The sequence below is a fragment of the Streptomyces sp. NPDC048254 genome, assembly GCF_043201895.1.
Classification (GTDB): domain Bacteria; phylum Actinomycetota; class Actinomycetes; order Streptomycetales; family Streptomycetaceae; genus Streptomyces.
Genome location: NZ_JBICZJ010000005.1, coordinates 543,247 through 561,367 on the forward strand (window position 1 = coordinate 543,247; position 18,121 = coordinate 561,367).

At 71.5% G+C, this 18,121-nt stretch carries 13 protein-coding genes; 7 read left to right on the plus strand and 6 right to left on the minus strand.

The genetic code is table 11. The annotated features are described in order from the left end of the window. Positions 1–49: 49 nt before the first annotated feature. The 4 genes from ACGFZQ_RS17815 to ACGFZQ_RS17830 form a co-directional block, all read right to left on the minus strand. Positions 50–775 (minus strand): vWA domain-containing protein, encoded by a 726-nt coding sequence (locus tag ACGFZQ_RS17815; protein WP_393841157.1) that lies wholly within the window; start codon positions 773–775, stop codon positions 50–52. Positions 776–926: 151 nt separating this feature from the next. Next, positions 927–2,387 (minus strand): glutamate synthase subunit beta, encoded by a 1,461-nt coding sequence (locus tag ACGFZQ_RS17820; RefSeq protein WP_351732630.1) that lies wholly within the window; start codon positions 2,385–2,387, stop codon positions 927–929. Further along, entirely contained in the window at positions 2,380–6,975 is a 4,596-nt protein-coding gene (gene gltB, locus ACGFZQ_RS17825) for a glutamate synthase large subunit (RefSeq protein WP_393841158.1), read from the minus strand. Before gltB ends, ACGFZQ_RS17820 begins: the two co-directional genes overlap by 8 nt. A gap of 374 nt (positions 6,976–7,349) precedes the next feature. Next, the gene (locus ACGFZQ_RS17830) at positions 7,350–8,081 is read right to left on the minus strand and encodes a VIT1/CCC1 transporter family protein (RefSeq protein ID WP_393841209.1); all 732 of its coding nucleotides are present in this window, start codon (positions 8,079–8,081) and stop codon (positions 7,350–7,352) included. A gap of 296 nt (positions 8,082–8,377) precedes the next feature. On the opposite strand from ACGFZQ_RS17830, the gene ACGFZQ_RS17835 reads away from it, so the two are divergent. The 7 genes from ACGFZQ_RS17835 to ACGFZQ_RS17865 are packed head-to-tail and all read left to right on the plus strand — an operon-like array spanning position 8,378 to position 16,027. Beyond that, complete coding sequence (locus ACGFZQ_RS17835) at positions 8,378–9,406, plus strand: ADP-ribosylglycohydrolase family protein (protein ID WP_393841159.1); 1,029 nt, start codon at positions 8,378–8,380, stop codon at positions 9,404–9,406. Continuing rightward, positions 9,313–10,521 (plus strand): ADP-ribosylglycohydrolase family protein, encoded by a 1,209-nt coding sequence (locus tag ACGFZQ_RS17840; RefSeq protein ID WP_393841210.1) that lies wholly within the window; start codon positions 9,313–9,315, stop codon positions 10,519–10,521. Before ACGFZQ_RS17835 ends, ACGFZQ_RS17840 begins: the two co-directional genes overlap by 94 nt. Before the next feature lie 8 nt (positions 10,522–10,529). After that, positions 10,530–11,705, plus strand: a complete 1,176-nt coding sequence (locus tag ACGFZQ_RS17845; RefSeq protein WP_393841160.1) for an ADP-ribosylglycohydrolase family protein — start codon at positions 10,530–10,532, stop codon at positions 11,703–11,705. Further along, positions 11,693–13,120: an ADP-ribosylglycohydrolase family protein gene (locus ACGFZQ_RS17850; RefSeq protein ID WP_393841161.1), complete on the plus strand. Its 1,428-nt coding sequence runs from the start codon at positions 11,693–11,695 to the stop codon at positions 13,118–13,120. Before ACGFZQ_RS17845 ends, ACGFZQ_RS17850 begins: the two co-directional genes overlap by 13 nt. Next, entirely contained in the window at positions 13,117–14,010 is an 894-nt protein-coding gene (gene rbsK / locus ACGFZQ_RS17855) for a ribokinase (protein WP_393841162.1), read from the plus strand. The genes ACGFZQ_RS17850 and rbsK overlap by 4 nt, the downstream gene beginning before the upstream one ends. Next, the gene (locus tag ACGFZQ_RS17860) at positions 14,007–15,209 is read left to right on the plus strand and encodes a CaiB/BaiF CoA transferase family protein (RefSeq protein WP_393841163.1); all 1,203 of its coding nucleotides are present in this window, start codon (positions 14,007–14,009) and stop codon (positions 15,207–15,209) included. The genes rbsK and ACGFZQ_RS17860 overlap by 4 nt, the downstream gene beginning before the upstream one ends. Then, positions 15,206–16,027, plus strand: a complete 822-nt coding sequence (locus ACGFZQ_RS17865) for an HpcH/HpaI aldolase/citrate lyase family protein (protein ID WP_393841164.1) — start codon at positions 15,206–15,208, stop codon at positions 16,025–16,027. The genes ACGFZQ_RS17860 and ACGFZQ_RS17865 overlap by 4 nt, the downstream gene beginning before the upstream one ends. A gap of 159 nt (positions 16,028–16,186) precedes the next feature. Here the strand turns inward: ACGFZQ_RS17865 and lgt are convergent, their stop codons facing one another. Continuing rightward, on the minus strand, positions 16,187–17,200 hold the full coding sequence (lgt, locus tag ACGFZQ_RS17870; RefSeq protein WP_393841165.1) for a prolipoprotein diacylglyceryl transferase: 1,014 nt from the start codon (positions 17,198–17,200) through the stop codon (positions 16,187–16,189). Positions 17,201–17,291: 91 nt separating this feature from the next. After that, on the minus strand, positions 17,292–18,068 hold the full coding sequence (locus ACGFZQ_RS17875) for a DsbA family protein (protein ID WP_382531660.1): 777 nt from the start codon (positions 18,066–18,068) through the stop codon (positions 17,292–17,294). Between the last annotated feature and the right edge of the window lie 53 nt (positions 18,069–18,121).

Below are 18,121 nucleotides of genomic sequence, written 5' to 3' on the forward strand. Positions count from 1 at the left end.
GGCATGACAGGACCCCGACAGCCAACGGTGCGACGTAAAGTCGGTCGGCTCAGTCGGCTCGTACGATGCCCGCCGATCGGGCCGCCGCCAGCCACTGCGGGAACTCGCCGACGAGACGGTCGTACAGCTGACCGTCCGGCACCTTCAGCGGGTCCGAACCGGCGTGGAAGAAGCCCGCGTTGTCCACCGCCCGCTTGCCCGGCACCGCCAGCTCGTCGAGCTTGCGCAGGAAGTCGAACTGTTTGCTGTGCGGGTCTCCGAAGCCGACGAACTGCCAGAACAGCGGCAGCTTGGCCGCCTTGCACAGGTAGCGTTCGGCGGCGAGCTTGTTGATCGGGCCGCCGTCGGTCTGGAAGACGACCAGGGCGGGCGCGGTGGCGCCGCTGTCGAGGTAGTGGTCGATGACGGCGTCCATGGCCAGGTGGTAGCTGGTCTTGCCCATGTGCCCGAGCCCGGCCGCGATCTTCTCGATACGGCCCTCGTGCTCGGCGAGGCTGATGTCGGTGACCGCGTCGATGTCGGTGGAGAAGAAGACGACGGGGACCCGGCCGTCGTCGTCCAGGTGTGCGGAGAGGCCCAGCACCCGGTCGGCGAGGGCCTGCACACTGCCGTCGGCGTAGTACGGCTTCATGGAACCGGAGTAGTCGACGACCAGGTAGACGGCGGCCCGGAGCCCGTCGAGTCCGTGCTTGGTGAGGGAGATCCCGGCGGAGCGGTAGGAGCCGACGAGCCTTGGCGCGGCCTGCTCCACCTTGCTGAGACTGATCGCGGCCATCCCTGTTCCCCCTCATCTCACCGTCAGGAGGCCGAGGTTACTTGATCAGCGCACATGCGGCGGCGCCTGCCCAGTCGTCCGGTCGGGGACTGGCGGGCAGGCGCCACACGGTGTTCCGTACGCCTTTGTACGGGACGTTCTTCGGGGTGGGTCAGACCATCAGCGAGCGGTCCGTCGGGCGGATCGGGGCCGGGAGTTCGCTCGCTCCGGTCAGGAAGCGGTCGACGCCCTTGGCGGCCGAGCGGCCCTCCGCGATCGCCCAGACGATCAGGGACTGGCCGCGGCCGGCGTCACCGGCGACGAAGACGCCGGGCACATTGGTCTGGAAGTCGGCGTCGCGGGCGACGTTGCCGCGCTCGTCGAGGTCGAGACCGAACTGCTCGACCAGGCCGTTGTCCCGGTCGGTGCCGGTGAAGCCCATGGCCAGCGTCACCAGCTGAGCCGGGATCTTGCGCTCGGTGCCCGGCTTCGGGGTCAGCTTGCCGTCGATGAACTCCACCTCGGTGAGGTGCAGCCACTGGACGTTGCCGTCCTCGTCGCCCTCGAAGTGGGTGGTGGAGACGGAGTAGACCCGCTCACCGCCCTCCTCGTGTGCCGAGGTGACCTTGTAGAGCATCGGGAAGGTCGGCCACGGCTGGTGCGGCGCCCGGTCCTCGCCCGGCCGGGGCATGATCTCCAGCTGGGTGACCGAGGCCGCGCCCTGCCGGTGGGCGGTGCCCACGCAGTCGGCGCCGGTGTCGCCGCCGCCGATGACGACGACGTGCTTGCCCTCGGCCGAGATCGGGGAGGTGACGTAGTCGCCCTCCTGGACCTTGTTCGACAGCGGCAGGTACTCCATCGCCTGGTGGACACCCTTGAGCTCGCGGCCGGGAACCGGGAGGTCACGGGCGGTGGTGGCACCGGCGGCGATGACGACCGCGTCGTACCGCTTCTTCAGGTCGGTCGCCTTGAGGTCGCGGCCGATCTCGATGCCGGTACGGAAGCGGGTGCCCTCCGCGCGCATCTGCTCGATACGGCGGTTGATGTGCCGCTTCTCCATCTTGAACTCGGGGATGCCGTAGCGGAGCAGGCCGCCGACGCGGTCGGCGCGCTCGTAGACGGCGACCGTGTGGCCGGCCCGGGTGAGCTGCTGGGCGGCGGCCAGGCCGGCCGGGCCCGAGCCGATCACGGCGACGGTCTTGCCGGACAGGCGCTCCGGGGCCTGCGGGGCGACGGTGCCCGCGTCCCACGCCTTGTCGATGATCGAGACCTCGACGTTCTTGATGGTGACGGCCGGCTGGTTGATGCCGAGCACGCACGCCGACTCGCACGGGGCCGGGCAGAGGCGACCGGTGAACTCCGGGAAGTTGTTGGTCGCGTGCAGGCGCTCCGAGGCGGCCGTCCAGTCCTCGCGGTAGGCGAAGTCGTTCCACTCGGGGATCAGGTTGCCGAGCGGACAGCCGTTGTGACAGAACGGGATGCCGCAGTCCATGCACCGGCCGGCCTGCTTGCTGATGATCGGCAGCAGCGAGCCGGGGACGTAGACCTCGTTCCAGTCCCGGACGCGCTCGGTGACGGGACGGGTCCGGGCGACCTCACGGCCGTGGGTCAGGAAGCCCTTCGGGTCAGCCATTGATCGCCGCCTCCATCATCTTCTCGGTGATCTCGGTCTCGGAGAGACCCGCTCGCTCGGCGGCGTCCTTGGCGGCGAGCACTGCCTTGTACGTGCTGGGGATGATCTTGCTGAACCGCTGGACGGCCGTGTCCCAGTCGGCGAGCAGCTTCTCGGCGACCGTGGAGCCGGTGTCCTCGGCGTGGCGGCGCACCACGTCGTGCAGCCACTGCTTGTCGCTGTCGTCGAGGGCCTCGACGGCGCTGACATTGCCGGCGTTGACGTTGTCGACGTTCAGGTCGATCACGTACGCGATGCCACCGGACATGCCGGCCGCGAAGTTGCGGCCCGTCTCGCCCAGGACCACCGCGTGACCGCCGGTCATGTACTCGCAGCCGTGGTCGCCCACGCCCTCCGAGACCACCAGCGCACCGGAGTTGCGGACACAGAACCGCTCGCCGCTGCGACCGCGCAGGAACAGCTCGCCGCCGGTCGCGCCGTAGGCGATGGTGTTGCCCGCGATGGTGGAGAACTCGGCGAGGTGGTCGGCGTTCCGGTCGGGGCGCACGATGACCCGGCCGCCGGAGAGGCCCTTGCCGACGTAGTCGTTGGCGTCGCCCTCCAGGCGGAGCGTGACACCGCGCGGCAGGAAGGCGCCGAAGGACTGGCCGGCCGAGCCGGTGAAGGTGATGTCGATGGTGTCGTCGGGCAGGCCCGCGCCGCCGAACTTCTTCGTCACCTCGTGGCCGAGCATGGTGCCGACCGTCCGGTTGATGTTGCGCACCTTGATCTGGGCGCGCACCGGCTGGGCGTCGGTGGCGCTGGAGGCGGCCAGGGCGTCCGAGGCGAGCTTGATCAGCTCGTTGTCCAGGGCCTTCTCCAGGCCGTGGTCCTGCGCGACCGTCTGGTGCAGGGCCGCGCCCTCGGGCAGCTCGGGCACGTAGAACAGCGGGGCCAGGTCCAGGCCCTGCGCCTTCCAGTGGTTCACGGCGCGGGTGACGTCGAGCGCCTCCGCGTGGCCGACGGCCTCCTCGATGGTGCGGAAGCCCAGCTCGGCGAGGATCTCGCGGACCTCCTCGGCGATGAACCGGAAGAAGTTGACGATGTACTCGGCCTTGCCGGAGAAGCGGTCGCGCAGCACCGGGTTCTGGGTGGCGACGCCCACCGGGCAGGTGTCCAGGTGGCAGACGCGCATCATGATGCAGCCGGAGACGACGAGCGGCGCGGTCGCGAAACCGAACTCCTCGGCGCCGAGCAGCGCGGCGATGACCACGTCCCGGCCGGTCTTCAGCTGACCGTCGGTCTGGACGACGATCCGGTCCCGCAGGCCGTTGAGCAGCAGGGTCTGCTGGGTCTCGGCGAGGCCCAGCTCCCAGGGGCCGCCCGCGTGCTTCAGCGAGGTCAGCGGGGAGGCACCCGTACCGCCGTCGTGGCCGGAGATGAGCACGACGTCCGCGTGCGCCTTGGACACACCGGCCGCGACCGTGCCGACGCCGACCTCCGAGACCAGCTTGACGTGAATCCGCGCCTGCGGGTTCGCGTTCTTGAGGTCGTGGATCAGCTGGGCCAGGTCCTCGATGGAGTAGATGTCGTGGTGCGGCGGCGGGGAGATCAGGCCGACGCCCGGGGTGGAGTGCCGGGTCTTGGCGACCCACGGGTAGACCTTGTGGCCGGGCAGCTGGCCGCCCTCGCCGGGCTTGGCGCCCTGGGCCATCTTGATCTGGATGTCGTCCGCGTTGACCAGGTACTCGGAGGTCACGCCGAAGCGGCCGGACGCCACCTGCTTGATGGCGCTGCGCCGCGCCGGGTCGTACAGACGGTCCGGGTCCTCGCCGCCCTCACCGGTGTTGGACTTGCCGCCCAGCTGGTTCATGGCGATGGCGAGGGTCTCGTGGGCCTCGCGCGAGATGGAGCCGTACGACATGGCGCCGGTGGAGAAGCGCTTGACGATGTCGGAGACCGGCTCGACCTCGTCGATGGAAATCGACGGACGGTCGCTCTTGAAGCCGAAGAGCCCACGGAGCGTCATGAGCCGCTCGGACTGCTCGTTCACCCGGTCCGTGTACTTCTTGAAGATGTCGTAGCGGTTGGCGCGCGTCGAGTGCTGGAGGCGGAAGACCGTCTCCGGGTCGAACAGGTGCGGCTCGCCCTCGCGGCGCCACTGGTACTCGCCCCCTATGTCCAGGGCGCGGTGGGCCGGCGCGATGCCGGAGGCCGGGTACGCCTTGGCGTGGCGGGCGGCGACCTCCTTGGCGATGACGTCGATGCCGACGCCGCCGATCTTGGTGGCGGTGCCGTTGAAGTACTTCTCGACGAACGCGGTGTCGAGACCGACGGCCTCGAAGACCTGGGCACCGCGGTAGGAGGCGACCGTGGAGATGCCCATCTTGGACATGACCTTCAGGACGCCCTTGCCGAGGGCGTAGATCAGGTTGCGGATGGCCTGCTCGGACTCCATGCCCGGCAGGAAGGTGCCCGCGCGGGTCAGGTCCTCGACGGACTCCATCGCCAGGTACGGGTTGACGGCGGCGGCGCCGAAGCCGATCAGCAGGGCGACATGGTGGACCTCGCGGACGTCACCGGCCTCGACGAGCAGGCCCACCTGGGTGCGCTGCTTGGTGCGGATGAGGTGATGGTGGACGGCCGCGGTGAGCAGCAGCGAGGGGATCGGCGCGTGCTCGGCGTCCGAGTGCCGGTCCGACAGGACGATGAGCCGGGCGCCGTTCTCGATGGCCGCGTCGGCCTCGGCGCAGATCTCCTCGATCCGCGCGGCGAGGGTGTCGCCGCCGCCGGAGACCCGGTACAGACCGGACAGGGTCGCGGCCTTGAAGCCGGGCATGTCGCCGTCGGCGTTGATGTGGATGAGCTTGGCCAGCTCGTCGTTGTCGATCACCGGGAAGGGCAGCACGACGGAGCGACAGGAGGCGGCGTTCGGGTCGAGCAGGTTGCCCGCGGGACCGAGGGAGGAGCGCAGGCTCGTCACGAGCTCTTCGCGGATCGCGTCCAGCGGCGGGTTGGTGACCTGCGCGAACAGCTGGGTGAAGTAGTCGAAGAGCAGCCGCGGGCGCTCGCTCAGCGCCGCGATCGGCGAGTCGGTGCCCATGGAGCCGATCGGCTCGGCACCGGCCTTGGCCATCGGCGCGATGATGACGCGCAGCTCTTCCTCGGTGTAGCCGAAGGTCTGCTGGCGGCGGGTGACCGAGGCGTGGGTGTGCACGATGTGCTCACGCTCGGGCAGGTCGCTCAGCTCGATCTCGCCGGCCTCCAGCCACTCGGCGTAGGGCTGTGCGGCGGCGAGGCCGGCCTTGATCTCGTCGTCCTCGATGATGCGGTGCTCGACGGTGTCGACGAGGAACATCCTGCCGGGCTGCAGGCGGCCCTTGCGGACGACCTTGGCGGGGTCGATGTCGAGGACGCCGACCTCGGAGCCGAGGACGACCAGGCCCTCGTCGGTGACCCAGTAGCGGCCCGGGCGCAGACCGTTGCGGTCGAGAACGGCGCCGACCTGGGAGCCGTCGGTGAAGGTGACACAGGCGGGACCGTCCCAGGGCTCCATCATCGTGGCGTGGAAGCCGTAGAAGGCGCGCCGGGCCGGGTCCATGGAGTCGTGGTTCTCCCACGCCTCCGGGATCATCATCAGCACGGAGTGCGGCAGCGAGCGCCCGCCCAGGTGCAGGAGCTCCAGCACCTCGTCGAAGGACGCCGAGTCGGAGGCGTCGGGCGTGCAGATCGGGAAGACGCGGTCCAGCTTGTCCTGCGGGCCGAACAGGTCGGAGACCAGCTGGGACTCGCGGGCCACCATCCAGTTGCGGTTGCCCTTGACCGTGTTGATCTCACCGTTGTGCGCGACGAACCGGTAGGGGTGCGCGAGCGGCCACGACGGGAAGGTGTTGGTGGAGAACCGGGAGTGCACGAGCGCGATCGCGGATGCGAAGCGGCGGTCGGACAGGTCCGGGAAGAAGGGCTCCAGCTGGCCGGTGGTCAGCATGCCCTTGTAGACGATCGTCCGGGCGGACAGCGAGGGGAAGTAGACGCCCGCCTCGCGCTCGGCGCGCTTGCGCAGCACGAACGCCCGGCGGTCCAGCGCGATGCCCTCGCTGGCTCCGTCGGTGACGAAGATCTGCCGGAAGACCGGCATGGTGGAGCGGGCGGTGGCGCCGAGCAGTTCCGGGGCGACCGGGACCTCGCGCCAGCCGAGGACGGTGAGGCCCTCCTCGCCGGCGATCGTCTCGATCCGCGAGACGGCGTCCTGGATGCCGTCCTCCGGAAGGAAGGCGATACCGACGGCGTACGAACCGGCCGCCGGCAGTTCGAATCCGGCCACCTCGCGGAAGAAGGCGTCGGGCACCTGGGAGAGCAGGCCGGCGCCGTCGCCGGAGTCGGGCTCGGAGCCGGTCGCGCCGCGGTGCTCCAGGTTGCGCAGAACCGTGAGCGCCTGCTCGACCAGCGCATGGCTCGCCTCGCCGGTGAGGGTGGCCACAAAGCCGACGCCACAGGCGTCGCGCTCGTTGCGGGGGTCGTACATACCCTGCGCAGCAGGGCGAGCATCCATGAAAGACCAGTTCAGGCCATTCGTGGAGTGCTGGGACGGCTGGCGCGGCGTACGCATCGGCTCTCCCGTCGTCGTCAGTGGCATATAGCAGGTGCCGAGGGACGACGCTGGCCCTCTGCGTTTTTGTTGCGAAATTTCACGCAGGTTACATGATGGAGCGGTTCTCGGGAACTGGATACACCGTTCCAACATGCGGACGCCGCAGGGGTTTACGGCGCGGTGCCGCTCAGGCGGCGAAGGTGGTGGGGGACCGATCCGGACAGATCCGTGTCCATCGGTCCGCGGGGGCGAGGGTGAGCGTCGTCGTCACCCCACAGGTGCACGTCAGGCGTCCTTGCCTGCGGTGCTTACGGCTCATGCCCAGTGGTTAAGCAATCGAAACCAGTGAGTAACGGCTACTTATGCGGCCCAACGCATAAGTAGCGGTCGAGCTATCCTACGGCGGTTCCGAACAGACTGCCCAGGGCGTACGTCACACCGGCCGCGGCGCCACCCAGCGCGAGCTGCCGCAGGCCGCTGAACCACCAGGTCCGCGCGGTCACCTTGGCCACCACGGCACCACAGCCGAACAGCCCGACGAGCGCGAGCAGCAGGGCGGGCCAGAGCACGGTGGCGCCGAGCAGAAACGGCAGTACGGGCAGCAGTGCGCCCAGCGCGAACGAGCCGAAGGACGACACGGCAGCGACCAGCGGCGAGGGCAGGTCACCGGGGTCGATGCCCAGCTCCTCGCGGGCGTGTATCTCCAGCGCCTGCTCCGGATCGGCGGACAGCTGCCGGGCGACCTCCCGCGCGAGCGGCGCCTCGACCCCTCTCGCCACGTACAGCGCGGCCAGCTCGGCCTCCTCGTCCTGCGGATGCCTGCGCAGTTCCCCGCGCTCCACGTCCAGCTCGGCCTCGACGAGCTCGCGCTGCGAGGCGACGGAGGTGTACTCGCCGGCGGCCATGGAGAAGGCACCGGCGGCGAGTCCCGCGAGCCCGGTGATGACGATGGTCTGGTGACTGACGGCCCCGCCGGCGACACCGGTGATCAGGGCGAGGTTGGAGACGAGCCCGTCCATGGCACCGAAGACCGCGGGCCGCAGCCACCCTCCGTTGACATCCCGGTGGGTGTGGTTGTCACGGTGCGCCACGTGCAGTGTCGCCTGGGTCTCGATGACGGCCATGCGGGTCCCCCAAGAGGTCTCGAACATGCCCCAAGTAAGCTGAGGCAAAGCTAAATCTGGACTGATTCCATCTTTCGACAACATCGACACTACGCCCCGGCATTCCCCTCCGCCAGCAAGGAAAGGCTCGGCTAACCTGCGGCTTTACCCTTCTACGCTCACTTGTGCCATGCACTGCACAAATGTCGACCGGGTGATGTGGGGGCCTGGCAGGCTGCGGTCAACCGCCGTTGGTGGGACACATCCGCAAACGGCTCCGCGCCCCGGCGCGCGACCCCTCCCGGAGAGGCCCGCCCATGACATCGATCGTCTGCACCCCGTCGGTCCCCGCCCCCGACGAGCGCGCCTTCCCCCTGCTCGACCGGGCGCGGGGCGCGCTGCTGGGCCTGGCCGTGGGCGACGCGCTGGGGGCGCCGGCCGAGAACATGAAGCCCTCCGAGATCCGCGCCCGCTGGGGCCGCATCACGGGGTACGTCGCCGACACCCCGGCCGGCACGGACGACACCGAGTACGCGATTTTCTCCGGCCTCCTGCTCGCCCGCCACGGCTCGGCCCTCACCCCGGCCCATGTCGAGGCGGCCTGGCACGAGTGGATCGCCGACCGCGCCGAGGGTCCCTTCAAGGGCGCCGGGTTCAGCGAACGCGGCACCCTGGAGAACCTCCGCCGGGGCCTCGCCGCCCCCATCTCCGCCCAGCACCGGCACGCCTGGAGCGACGGCCTGGCCATGCGGGCGGCACCCTTCGGCGTCTTCGCGGCGGGCCGGCCGGCCGAGGCGGCCCGGCTGGTCGCGATCGACGGTTCGGTGAGCCACGAGGGCGAGGGCATCTACGGCGGCCAGGCGGTGGCGGCGGGCGTGGCGGCGGCGATGGCGGGCGCCCCGCCGACGGCGGTGGTGGCGGCCGCGCTGGCGGTGGTACCGGACGACTCGTGGACGGCACGCTCCCTGCGCCGGGCGGTCGCGGTGGCCCACCGGGGCGAACGGGCGGTCCGCTCGGCGGTCGTCATCGGCGGCTACCCGTGGACCGACCTGGCCCCGGAGGCGGTGGCCCTGGCCTTCGGCGCGTACGCGGCGGCGGACGGCGACTTCCGGGATGCGGTGCTGACGGCCGTCAACATGGGCCGCGACGCGGACACGACAGCAGCGGTGGCCGGCGCGCTGGCGGGAGCGACGCGGGGGGAAGGCGCGATCCCGGCGGAGTGGGGGGCGGCGATCGGACCGGCGCGGGGGAGCTGTCTGCCGTCGATGGCCGGGCAGCATGTGCTGGAAGTGGCGGAACTGCTGCGCACCCCTCTGGGCGCGGGCCACAGCGAGGAGCTGCGGTGAACCGGCGTCGTATCGAGGGCCTCCTGCTGGGCCTCGCCGCAGGTGACGCGGCCGGCTGGCCTTCCGCGCGGCACCGCGCCGCCCGCATGCCGGAGTGGACCCGCCGCCTCACCCGGGAACTCGACACCTTCGCCGAACAGAACGCGACCACCACCCTCCCCGTCCCCATCGCCCTCAACCAGCCCCCCGAGCCCCTCCGCCTCGGCCCCTCCGACGACGCCGAGTGGGCCGCCTTCGCCGCGGAAGCCGTCCTGCGCGCCGGCGACGACACCGCCCTCGCCGACCTCAGCCGTGAGCTCCGTACCCGCGCCGCCATCGACCTCACCTGGACCGCCGTCGCCTCCGAGGTCGCCGCCGCCGCGGAACGCGCCCCCGAGATCGAGTCGGCCGTCCTCCCCCTGCGCGCCCGTATCTCCGTCCGCGCCGGCCTCGGCAACCTCGCCACCGGCCTGCGCCCGCCCGCCACCGGCCACGACAACCCGCACTACTTCGACGACGCCGCCTGCGTCCGCGCCTGCGCGCTCGCCGTCGCCCACCCCGGCGACCCCCAACGCGCCGCCGACCTCGCCGAGTTCGACGCCCGCTACACCCAGGACGGCGACGGAGTGCACGGCGCCCGTGCCATGGCGGCCGCTCTCGCGCTCGCCCTCGTCGGCGCCGAGGCGGAGACCTGCGTGGCTGCCGCGCTCGCCGAACTCCCCGAGGCCACCGAGATCGGCCGCAACGCCCGCCACGCCCTGACCCTCACCGCCACGGCCGACACCGCGTTCGCCCTCGTCCCCCTCCTGGAACACCAAATCGTCGACCACGTCTACAGCTACGGCATCGCCGCCGCCGAAACCGTCCCGGTCGCCCTCGCCCTCACCACCGCCGCGCGCGGCCGGATCGCCGAGGCCGTCCCCGCCGCCGCCTGTCTCTCCCGGGTCGCCGACTCGGCCCCCGCCCTGGCCGGCGCCCTCACCGGCGCCCTCGGCGGCGGCGACTCGATCCCGGCGCCCTGGCGGGACGCCTGCCGCACCCTCTCCGGCTGCGCCCTCCCCCGCCTCACCGGCACCGACCTCGTGGAACTCGCCGAACTCCTGGAAGCCACACAACCGGTCCACCCAGGAGGATGATTCAGGGCATGACGCCCAAAGGAGAAGAAAGCGCCGGAGCTTCGCTCGACGAACGGATCACCGGAGCGCTCGTCGGAGCCGCCGTGGGTGACGCCCTCGGCGGTCCCGTCGAGGGCTACTCCCCCGACCAGATCCTCGAACGCCACGGCGGCCGCGTGCACGGCATCGTCGGCCCCTGGAACGGCGACGCCTGGCGCACCGCCCGCCCCATCGCCCCGTACCACAAGGGCGACGGGCACGTCACCGACGACACCTTGATGACCCATGCGCTGGTACGGGTGTACGACCGCGTCCGCGACCATCTCGACGCGTACGCGATCGCCGACCACCTGGTCCCCGACCTGATGACCAACCCCCGCTGGATCCCGGAGCTGGAGACCGAGACCATCCCCCTCCAGCGGGTCTTCCTCGCCGAGAAGTGGCTGGCGGCCCGCCTCCACTACGGCCATGTCGACCCCCGCGAGGCCGGCACCGGCAACATCGTCAACTGCGGTGCGGCGATGTACATGGCCCCGGTCGGCCTGGTCAACGCGGCGAACCCGCGGGCCGCGTACGCCGAGGCCCTGGACGTCGCCGGCGCCCACCAGTCGTCGTACGGCAGGGAGGCGGCGGGTGTCCTCGCGGCGGCGGTGGCCGCGGCGGCCACGCCGGGCGCCACGGCGGACTCGGTCGTCACGGCGTGCCTGTCCCTGGCGAAGGACGGCACGCGCACGGCGATCGAAGCGGTCTGTGAAGTGGCCGCGCACCACACCGACTTCGAGTCGGCTCTCACCCCCCTCCGGGAGGCGGTCACCCCCTACGACACGGTCGGCCCCGACTACCGCGCTCCCTCGCTCGGCGCCCGCCGCCCCTCCCGCCTGCACGCGATCGAGGAACTCCCCGTCGCGCTCGGCATGTTGGTGGTGGCAGGCGGCGACTACCGGCACGCCGTCCTCGGTTCCGTCAACTACGGCCGGGACTGCGACTCGATCGCGACGATGGCGGGTGCGATCGCCGGGGCGCTGGGCTCCGCCGTGCCGGAGGAGTGGTCGAAGCGGGTCGCCGAGGCGAGCCGCCTGGACCTCTGGGAGCCGCCGCGCACGCTGGCCGCCGTGACCAGGGAGATCTTCACCCGCGACACGGGCCTCCGGCGGGCCCACGAGGAATCCTTCGCTCGCCTCGGGGGCGCGGGATGCTCCGCCTGACCTGGGTCCAGCCGGAGGATCTGCTGGGCCATGAGATCCGCCAGGCCCGCCAGGACGGGCGGGAGCCCGGCGCGGTCGCGGCGCGCTGGAAGGCGGCGGGGGGCGCGGACGCGCCGGACCGGGCGGGGGCGTCGCCGGACCGGGTGTCCCGCTACCTCCGCCAGCTGGCGGAGGACCTCCTCGACGAACTCGCGGACCTGCCGAGCCGGTTGAACGAGCCGACGGATCTGGCCGAGATCAAGGCGCTGTGTCCGGAGTGGCCGAACGCCCACCGGGGAGGGCGGTGCAGGCCGTCGTGCGACTGCGGGTGCGATGTGGCTGATCGCGCGGTTCCCCGCGCCCCTTACGGGGCGCTGCCCGCCCCCCGCGCCTACCACGCCGCCTGGCTCGGCAGAGCTGTTGGCTGTCTGCTCGGCAAACCCGTCGAGAAGCTCCCCCTCCATGCCATCCGCGAACTCGCCCAGGCCACCGGCAACTGGCCCCTGAACCACTACTTCACCGCCCGCGGCGTCCCCGCCGACCTCCTCGCCGCCCACCCCTGGAACCGCCGCTCCGCGGGCACCTCCCTCGTCGAGAACATCGACGGCATGCCCGAGGACGACGACCTCAACTACCCCCTCCTCAACCTCCTCCTGCTCCAGCGCCACACCAGAGGCTTCACCACCGCCGACGTAGCCGCCCTCTGGCTCGACGAACTCCCCGCCGGCCGTACCTTCACCGCCGAGCGCATCGCCTACCGCAACCTCCTCACCGGCGTCGAACCGCCGGGCACCGCCCGCCACCGCAACCCCTTCCGCGAGTGGATCGGCGCCCTGATCCGCGCCGACGTGCACGGCTGGACCAACCCCGGCGACCCGGCCGCCGCGGCCGAGCAGGCCCACCGCGACGCCGCCCTCACCCACACGGCCAACGGCGTCTACGCGGCGATGTTCACGGCGGCCACCATCGCCACCGCCGCCGGCGGAACCCACGACGTCCACGCCTGCCTGCGCTCCGGCCGCACGGTGATCCCGCCCCGGTCCCGGCTGGCCCAGGCGATCGACCAGGCGATCCGGCTGGCCGAGACCCACGAGGACTTCGAGACGGTCGTGGCGGAACTCCACCGCACCCACTCCCCCACCCACCACTGGGTGCACGCCATCCCCAACACCGCCCTGATCGCCGCCGCCCTCACCCACGCGGACGGCGACTTCACCGGCTCCGTCTGCCGTGCGGTGAGCGGCGGCTGGGACACCGATTCGAACGGCGCGACGGCCGGCTCCGTCGCCGGACTGCTCGCCGGCGACCCCGACGCCCTCCCCGACCGCTGGACGACCTCGCTCAAGAACCGACTCGCCACCTCCGTCGCCGGTTTCGACGGCACCGGCTTCGACACCCTCGCCCACCTCACCCGACTGGAGGCGACCCGCCCATGACCCATATCGCCGTACTCGGCAGCACCAACATGGACCTCGTCGCGTACGTCGAGAAGGCCCCGCAGCTCGGCGAGACCGTGACGGGACGGGAGTTCCGTACGATCCCCGGCGGCAAGGGCGCCAACCAGGCGATCGCCGCCGCCCGCGCCGGCGCCACCGTCTCGATGATCGGCGCGGTCGGCCATGACGCCTACGGCACCCGGATGCGGGAGACCCTCGAACACTCCGGCGTGGACACCGACTCACTGCGCACGATCGAGGGCCCCTCCGGCACCGCGCACATCGTCGTGGACGACGAGGGCGGCAACGCGATCGTCGTGATCCCCGGCGCGAACGGCACCGTCGACCATCTCGCCCCCGGCGACGAGGGCGTCATCGCCTCCGCCGACACCCTCCTCCTCCAGCTGGAGATCCCGCTGCCCGCGGTCGTCGCCGGTGCGCAGGCCGCCCGTCGGCACGGCGTCCGGACCATCCTCACCCCGTCCCCCACCCGCCCCCTGCCCTCCGAACTCCTCGACAACATCGACCTGTTGGTGCCCAACGAGCGCGAGGCCGCCGTCCTCACCGACCGCGCCGACCCGCGCGACGCGGCCGCCGCCCTGCTCGGTCTGGTGCCGCAGGTCGTCGTCACCCTGGGTGCGGCCGGCTGCCTCTACCTCACCCGTGACGCCGTGCCCCTCGTCCTCCCGGCGCCCCGGGTCGCCGCCGTCGACTCGACGGGCGCGGGCGACACCTTCGTCGGCGCCCTCGCGGTCGCCCTGGCCGAGGAGAAGCCGATCCGGGAGGCCCTGTCCTGGGCGGCGGCCGCGGCCGCGCTCGCCGTGCAGCGGGAGGGGGCGTCGACGTCCATGCCGTACCGTCCGGAGATCGAGGCCCAGTACACCGCATGAGTACGACAACACAGCCCCAGCCCCTCGCCGGTCTGCGCGTCCTCGACCTCGCCACCCTCTTCGCCGGCCCCCTCGCCGCCACCCTGCTCGGTGACTTCGGCGCCGAGGTCGTCAAGGTCGAGCACCCCGCCAAACCCGACCCCTCCCGGGGGCACGGCCCGGCCAAGCAGGGCATCGGCCTGTGGTGGAAGCTGCTCGGCCGCAACAAGCGCACCATCACCCTCGACCTGTCCAAGCCAGGCGGCCGCGCCACACTGCTCCGGCTCGCCGCCACCGCCGACGTGATCGTGGAGAACTTCCGGCCCGGCACCCTGGAGAAGTGGGACCTCGGCTGGGAGGAACTCTCCGCCGCCAACCCCCGGCTGATCCTGACCCGGGTCACCGCCTTCGGCCAGTTCGGCCCCTACGCCCACCGGCCCGGCTTCGGCACCCTCGCCGAGGCGATGAGCGGCTTCGCGGCGATCACCGGCGAACCGGAGGCGCCACCCACGCTGCCGCCGTTCGGGCTCGCCGACTCCATCGCGGCGCTGGCGACCGCGTACGCCGTGATGACCGCGCTCGCCGCCCGGGACCGCACCGGCGAGGGCCAGGTCGTCGACATGGCGATCATCGAACCGATCCTCACCGTCCTCGGCCCCCAGCCCACCTGGTACGACCAGCTCGGCTACGTCCAGGCGCGCACCGGCAACCGCTCCGCCAACAACGCCCCGCGCAACACCTACCGCACGGCTGACGGGACCTGGGTCGCCGTCTCCACCTCGGCCCAGTCGATCGCGGAACGCGTACTGCGGCTGGTCGGACGCCCGGAGCTGATCGACGAGCCGTGGTTCGCGACCGGCGCCGACCGGGCCGCGCACTCCGACGTCCTCGACACGGCCGTCGGCGACTGGATCGCCACCCGCTCCCGCGCCGAGGTGCTGGCCGAGTTCGAGAAGGCGGAGGCGGCGGTGGCTCCCATCCAGGACGTACAGGACGTGATGGACGACCCCCAGTACCTGGCACTGGACACGATCACCACCGTCCCCGACCCCGAACTGGGCCCGCTGCGCATGCAGAACGTCCTCTTCCGGCTCTCCGCCACCCCCGGCGCGATCCGCTGGACCGGCCGTCCGCACGGCGCCGACACGGACGAGGTCCTCACCGAACTGGGCCTGACCCCGGCCCAGCTGCTGGCCCTGCGCGAGGAGGGCGCCGTATGACCACCGCGCCCTTCCCGCTGACCTGGCTTTACGTCCCCGGTGACCGGCCGCATGTCGTCGCCAAGGCGCTGGTCTCCGGCGCGGACGTGGTGGTGATCGACCTGGAGGACGCCGTCGCCCCCGACCGCAAGGACTGCGCCCGCGCCGCCACCGCCGACCTCCTGGCCCACCCGCAGCCGGTGCCGGTGCACGTCCGGATCAACAGCCTGGACACCCCCTGGGCCGCGGCCGACCTCCAGGCCCTGCTCGGCCTCCCCGGCCTCGCCGGCCTGCGCCTCCCCAAGGTGACCGCCCCCGACGACATCCACCACATCGCCACCCGGACCACCACCCTCCCCCTCTACGCCCTCCTGGAGTCGGCCCTCGGCATCGAACACGCCTACGCCATCGCCACCGCCCACCCCGCCCTGCGGGGCATCTCGCTCGGAGAGGCGGACCTACAGGCCGACCTGGGCGTATGCGACGACATCGGCCTCGACTGGTCCCGTTCCCGGATCGTGGTCGCCGCCCGCGCCGCGGGCCTCGCCCCACCACCCCAGTCGGTCCACCCCGACACCCGCGACCTCAAGGGCCTCGCCACCTCCTGCGCCCACGGCCGCGCCCTGGGCTTCCTGGGCCGCGCCGCCATCCACCCCCGCCAGCTCCCGATCATCGAACGGGCCTACCTGCCCACCCAGGCCGAACTGGAACAGGCCGAGAAGATCCTCAAGGCCGCCACCACAGAACAGGGCGCCCAGGCCCTCCCGGACGGCAGCTTCATCGACGCGGCGGTAGTGGCAACAGCCCGCAGAACCCTCTCCCTGCTGAACCGCCGCTGACACCGACAGCCCAATCCGTTCTTCTCCGCCGGTGAGTTTCTTCCGCCGCAACGGCGGGCACCCCCGCGGCGGTGCCGGGCTCGCCGCGACCCGTCGGCCCGTACGCGAAGAGGGCGACCGGTTCCGTCCCGGGCGCCCTCTTCGTCGTATCGCGGCAGGTCAGCTCTTCTTGGTCGCCGACCCGGCCTCGTCCTTGGCTTTGGCCTCGACCTCGACTTCGACTCCGTCCTTGGCTTCGCCCTCGTGCTCGGCTTCGTCTTCGGAAGCCTCCGCCTCGGAAACCTCCGACCCGGAAGCCTCCTCTGCTTCAGCAGCCTCGGCGGCGTCACCCGTGCCGTCGGCCTCCCCGTCGGGGACGCCCGGCTCGACCACCGCCTCCCGGCCCGGCCGCTTCTTCGCGGACAGCACGATGTACAGCACCGCGAGCAGGAACACGATCATCGCGGTCCAGTCGTTGAGCCGCAGACCGAGAATGTGGTGGGCGTCGTCGACGCGCATGTACTCGATCCAGCCGCGGCCCACGCAGTACGCGGCGACGTACAGCGCGAACGCCCGCCCGTGTCCCAGCTTGAAGCGGCGGTCGGCCCAGATGACGAGGAAACCGACGCCGATGCACCACAGCGACTCGTAGAGGAAGGTCGGGTGGTAGTAGCCGGGGACCCGGCCGCCCTCGGAGGAGGTGATGTGCAGAGCCCACGGCAGATGCGTCTCGCGGCCGTACAGCTCCTGGTTGAACCAGTTGCCCCAGCGGCCGATCGCCTGGGCGAAGGCGATGCCGGGGGCGATGGCGTCGGCGTAGGCCGGCAGCGGGATGCCCCGGCGCCGGCAGCCGATCCACGCGCCCAGCGCGCCGACCGCGATCGCACCCCAGATGCCGAGGCCGCCCTGCCACACCTTGAACGCGTCGACCCAGTCACGACCCTCGCTGAAGTACAGCTCGTAGTCCGTGATCACGTGGTACAGACGCCCGCCGACCAGGCCGAACGGCACGGCCCAGACGGCGATGTCGGCCACTGTGCCGGCCCGCCCGCCCCGGGCGATCCAGCGCCTGTTTCCGAGCCATACGGCTACGAAGACACCGATGATGATGCAGAAGGCGTAGCCGCGCAGCGGAATGGGACCGAGGTGGATCACTCCGCGCGAAGGGCTGGGAATGTAGGCAAGATATTCCATGGCAGGGTCGACGCTACCGTGCCGGACCGGGCCGACGGCAACCAGCCCGGCTACGGCTCCATAACAGGGGTGTGAGAAACGCTTACCCCGCTCACCCCTTGTTGGCGTCCTCCACGAGCTGCTTCAGCTTGGCCGGGGTCATGGTCTGGTCCTGGTAGATGTTCTTGCCGTCGAGCAGAACGGTCGGGGTGCCGCCGAACTTGGCCGCCTGGAAGGCTTCGTTGGACTTCACGACCCAGGCGTTGTGCTTGCCGTCCTTGACGCATTTCTGGAACGTCGGCGTATTCAGGCCCTGGACCTTGCCGGCCAGCTCGATCAGCTTGTCGTTGTTCGAGAAGGCGTCGTCGGTTTCCTTCGGCTGGTTCTCGTACAGCACGTCGTGGTAGTCGCGGAACTTGCCCGCGTCCTGGGCGCAGGCCGCCGCGTTGGCCGCGTTCCGGGAGCCGCTGCCGCCGAGGTTGCCGTCGATCAGCGTGACCAGGTGGTACTCGATTCTGAGCTTGCCGGAGTCGGCCAGCTCGTGGAGCGTCGGGCGGTACGCCGTCTCGAAGGCCTGGCAGGCCGGGCAGCGGAAGTCCTCCCAGATGGTGAGCGTCGCCTTGGCGTCGTCCTTGCCGACCGGGATCGCGAGGCTGTCCTTGCCCTGCGCGCCCGAGGGCGCCACGACCGGGCCCGAGCTCTTGCTGGTCTTGTCCTTGCCCGCGTTCGCGGCGACGACGCCGATCACCGCCGCCAGGCCGAGGACACAGACGACGCTCGCGCCCACGATCAGCGCGCGCCGTCGCTTCTCCGCGGACTGCTGCTTCTCGCGGTCGGCTGCGATCCGCTCGCGGGCCGTCCGCTTTCCGTCACGATTCTTCTCGCTCACACCACCAGAACGAACCGGGGAGGCGCACCGCGCCTCCCCGGTCCCAGGTCCAC

What these genes read in the sequence shown, in the direction of transcription:
- ACGFZQ_RS17815 (WP_393841157.1), bottom strand. Translation starts at nt 775, where the DNA reads ATGGCCGCGATCAGTCTCAGCAAGGTGGAGCAGGCCGCGCCAAGGCTC.
- ACGFZQ_RS17820 (WP_351732630.1), bottom strand. Translation starts at nt 2,387, where the DNA reads ATGGCTGACCCGAAGGGCTTCCTGACCCACGGCCGTGAGGTCGCCCGG.
- gltB (WP_393841158.1), bottom strand. Translation starts at nt 6,975, where the DNA reads ATGCGTACGCCGCGCCAGCCGTCCCAGCACTCCACGAATGGCCTGAAC.
- ACGFZQ_RS17830 (WP_393841209.1), bottom strand. Translation starts at nt 8,081, where the DNA reads ATGGCCGTCATCGAGACCCAGGCGACACTGCACGTGGCGCACCGTGAC.
- ACGFZQ_RS17835 (WP_393841159.1), top strand. Translation starts at nt 8,378, where the DNA reads ATGACATCGATCGTCTGCACCCCGTCGGTCCCCGCCCCCGACGAGCGC.
- ACGFZQ_RS17845 (WP_393841160.1), top strand. Translation starts at nt 10,530, where the DNA reads ATGACGCCCAAAGGAGAAGAAAGCGCCGGAGCTTCGCTCGACGAACGG.
- ACGFZQ_RS17850 (WP_393841161.1), top strand. Translation starts at nt 11,693, where the DNA reads ATGCTCCGCCTGACCTGGGTCCAGCCGGAGGATCTGCTGGGCCATGAG.
- rbsK (WP_393841162.1), top strand. Translation starts at nt 13,117, where the DNA reads ATGACCCATATCGCCGTACTCGGCAGCACCAACATGGACCTCGTCGCG.
- ACGFZQ_RS17860 (WP_393841163.1), top strand. Translation starts at nt 14,007, where the DNA reads ATGAGTACGACAACACAGCCCCAGCCCCTCGCCGGTCTGCGCGTCCTC.
- ACGFZQ_RS17865 (WP_393841164.1), top strand. Translation starts at nt 15,206, where the DNA reads ATGACCACCGCGCCCTTCCCGCTGACCTGGCTTTACGTCCCCGGTGAC.
- lgt (WP_393841165.1), bottom strand. Translation starts at nt 17,200, where the DNA reads ATGGAATATCTTGCCTACATTCCCAGCCCTTCGCGCGGAGTGATCCAC.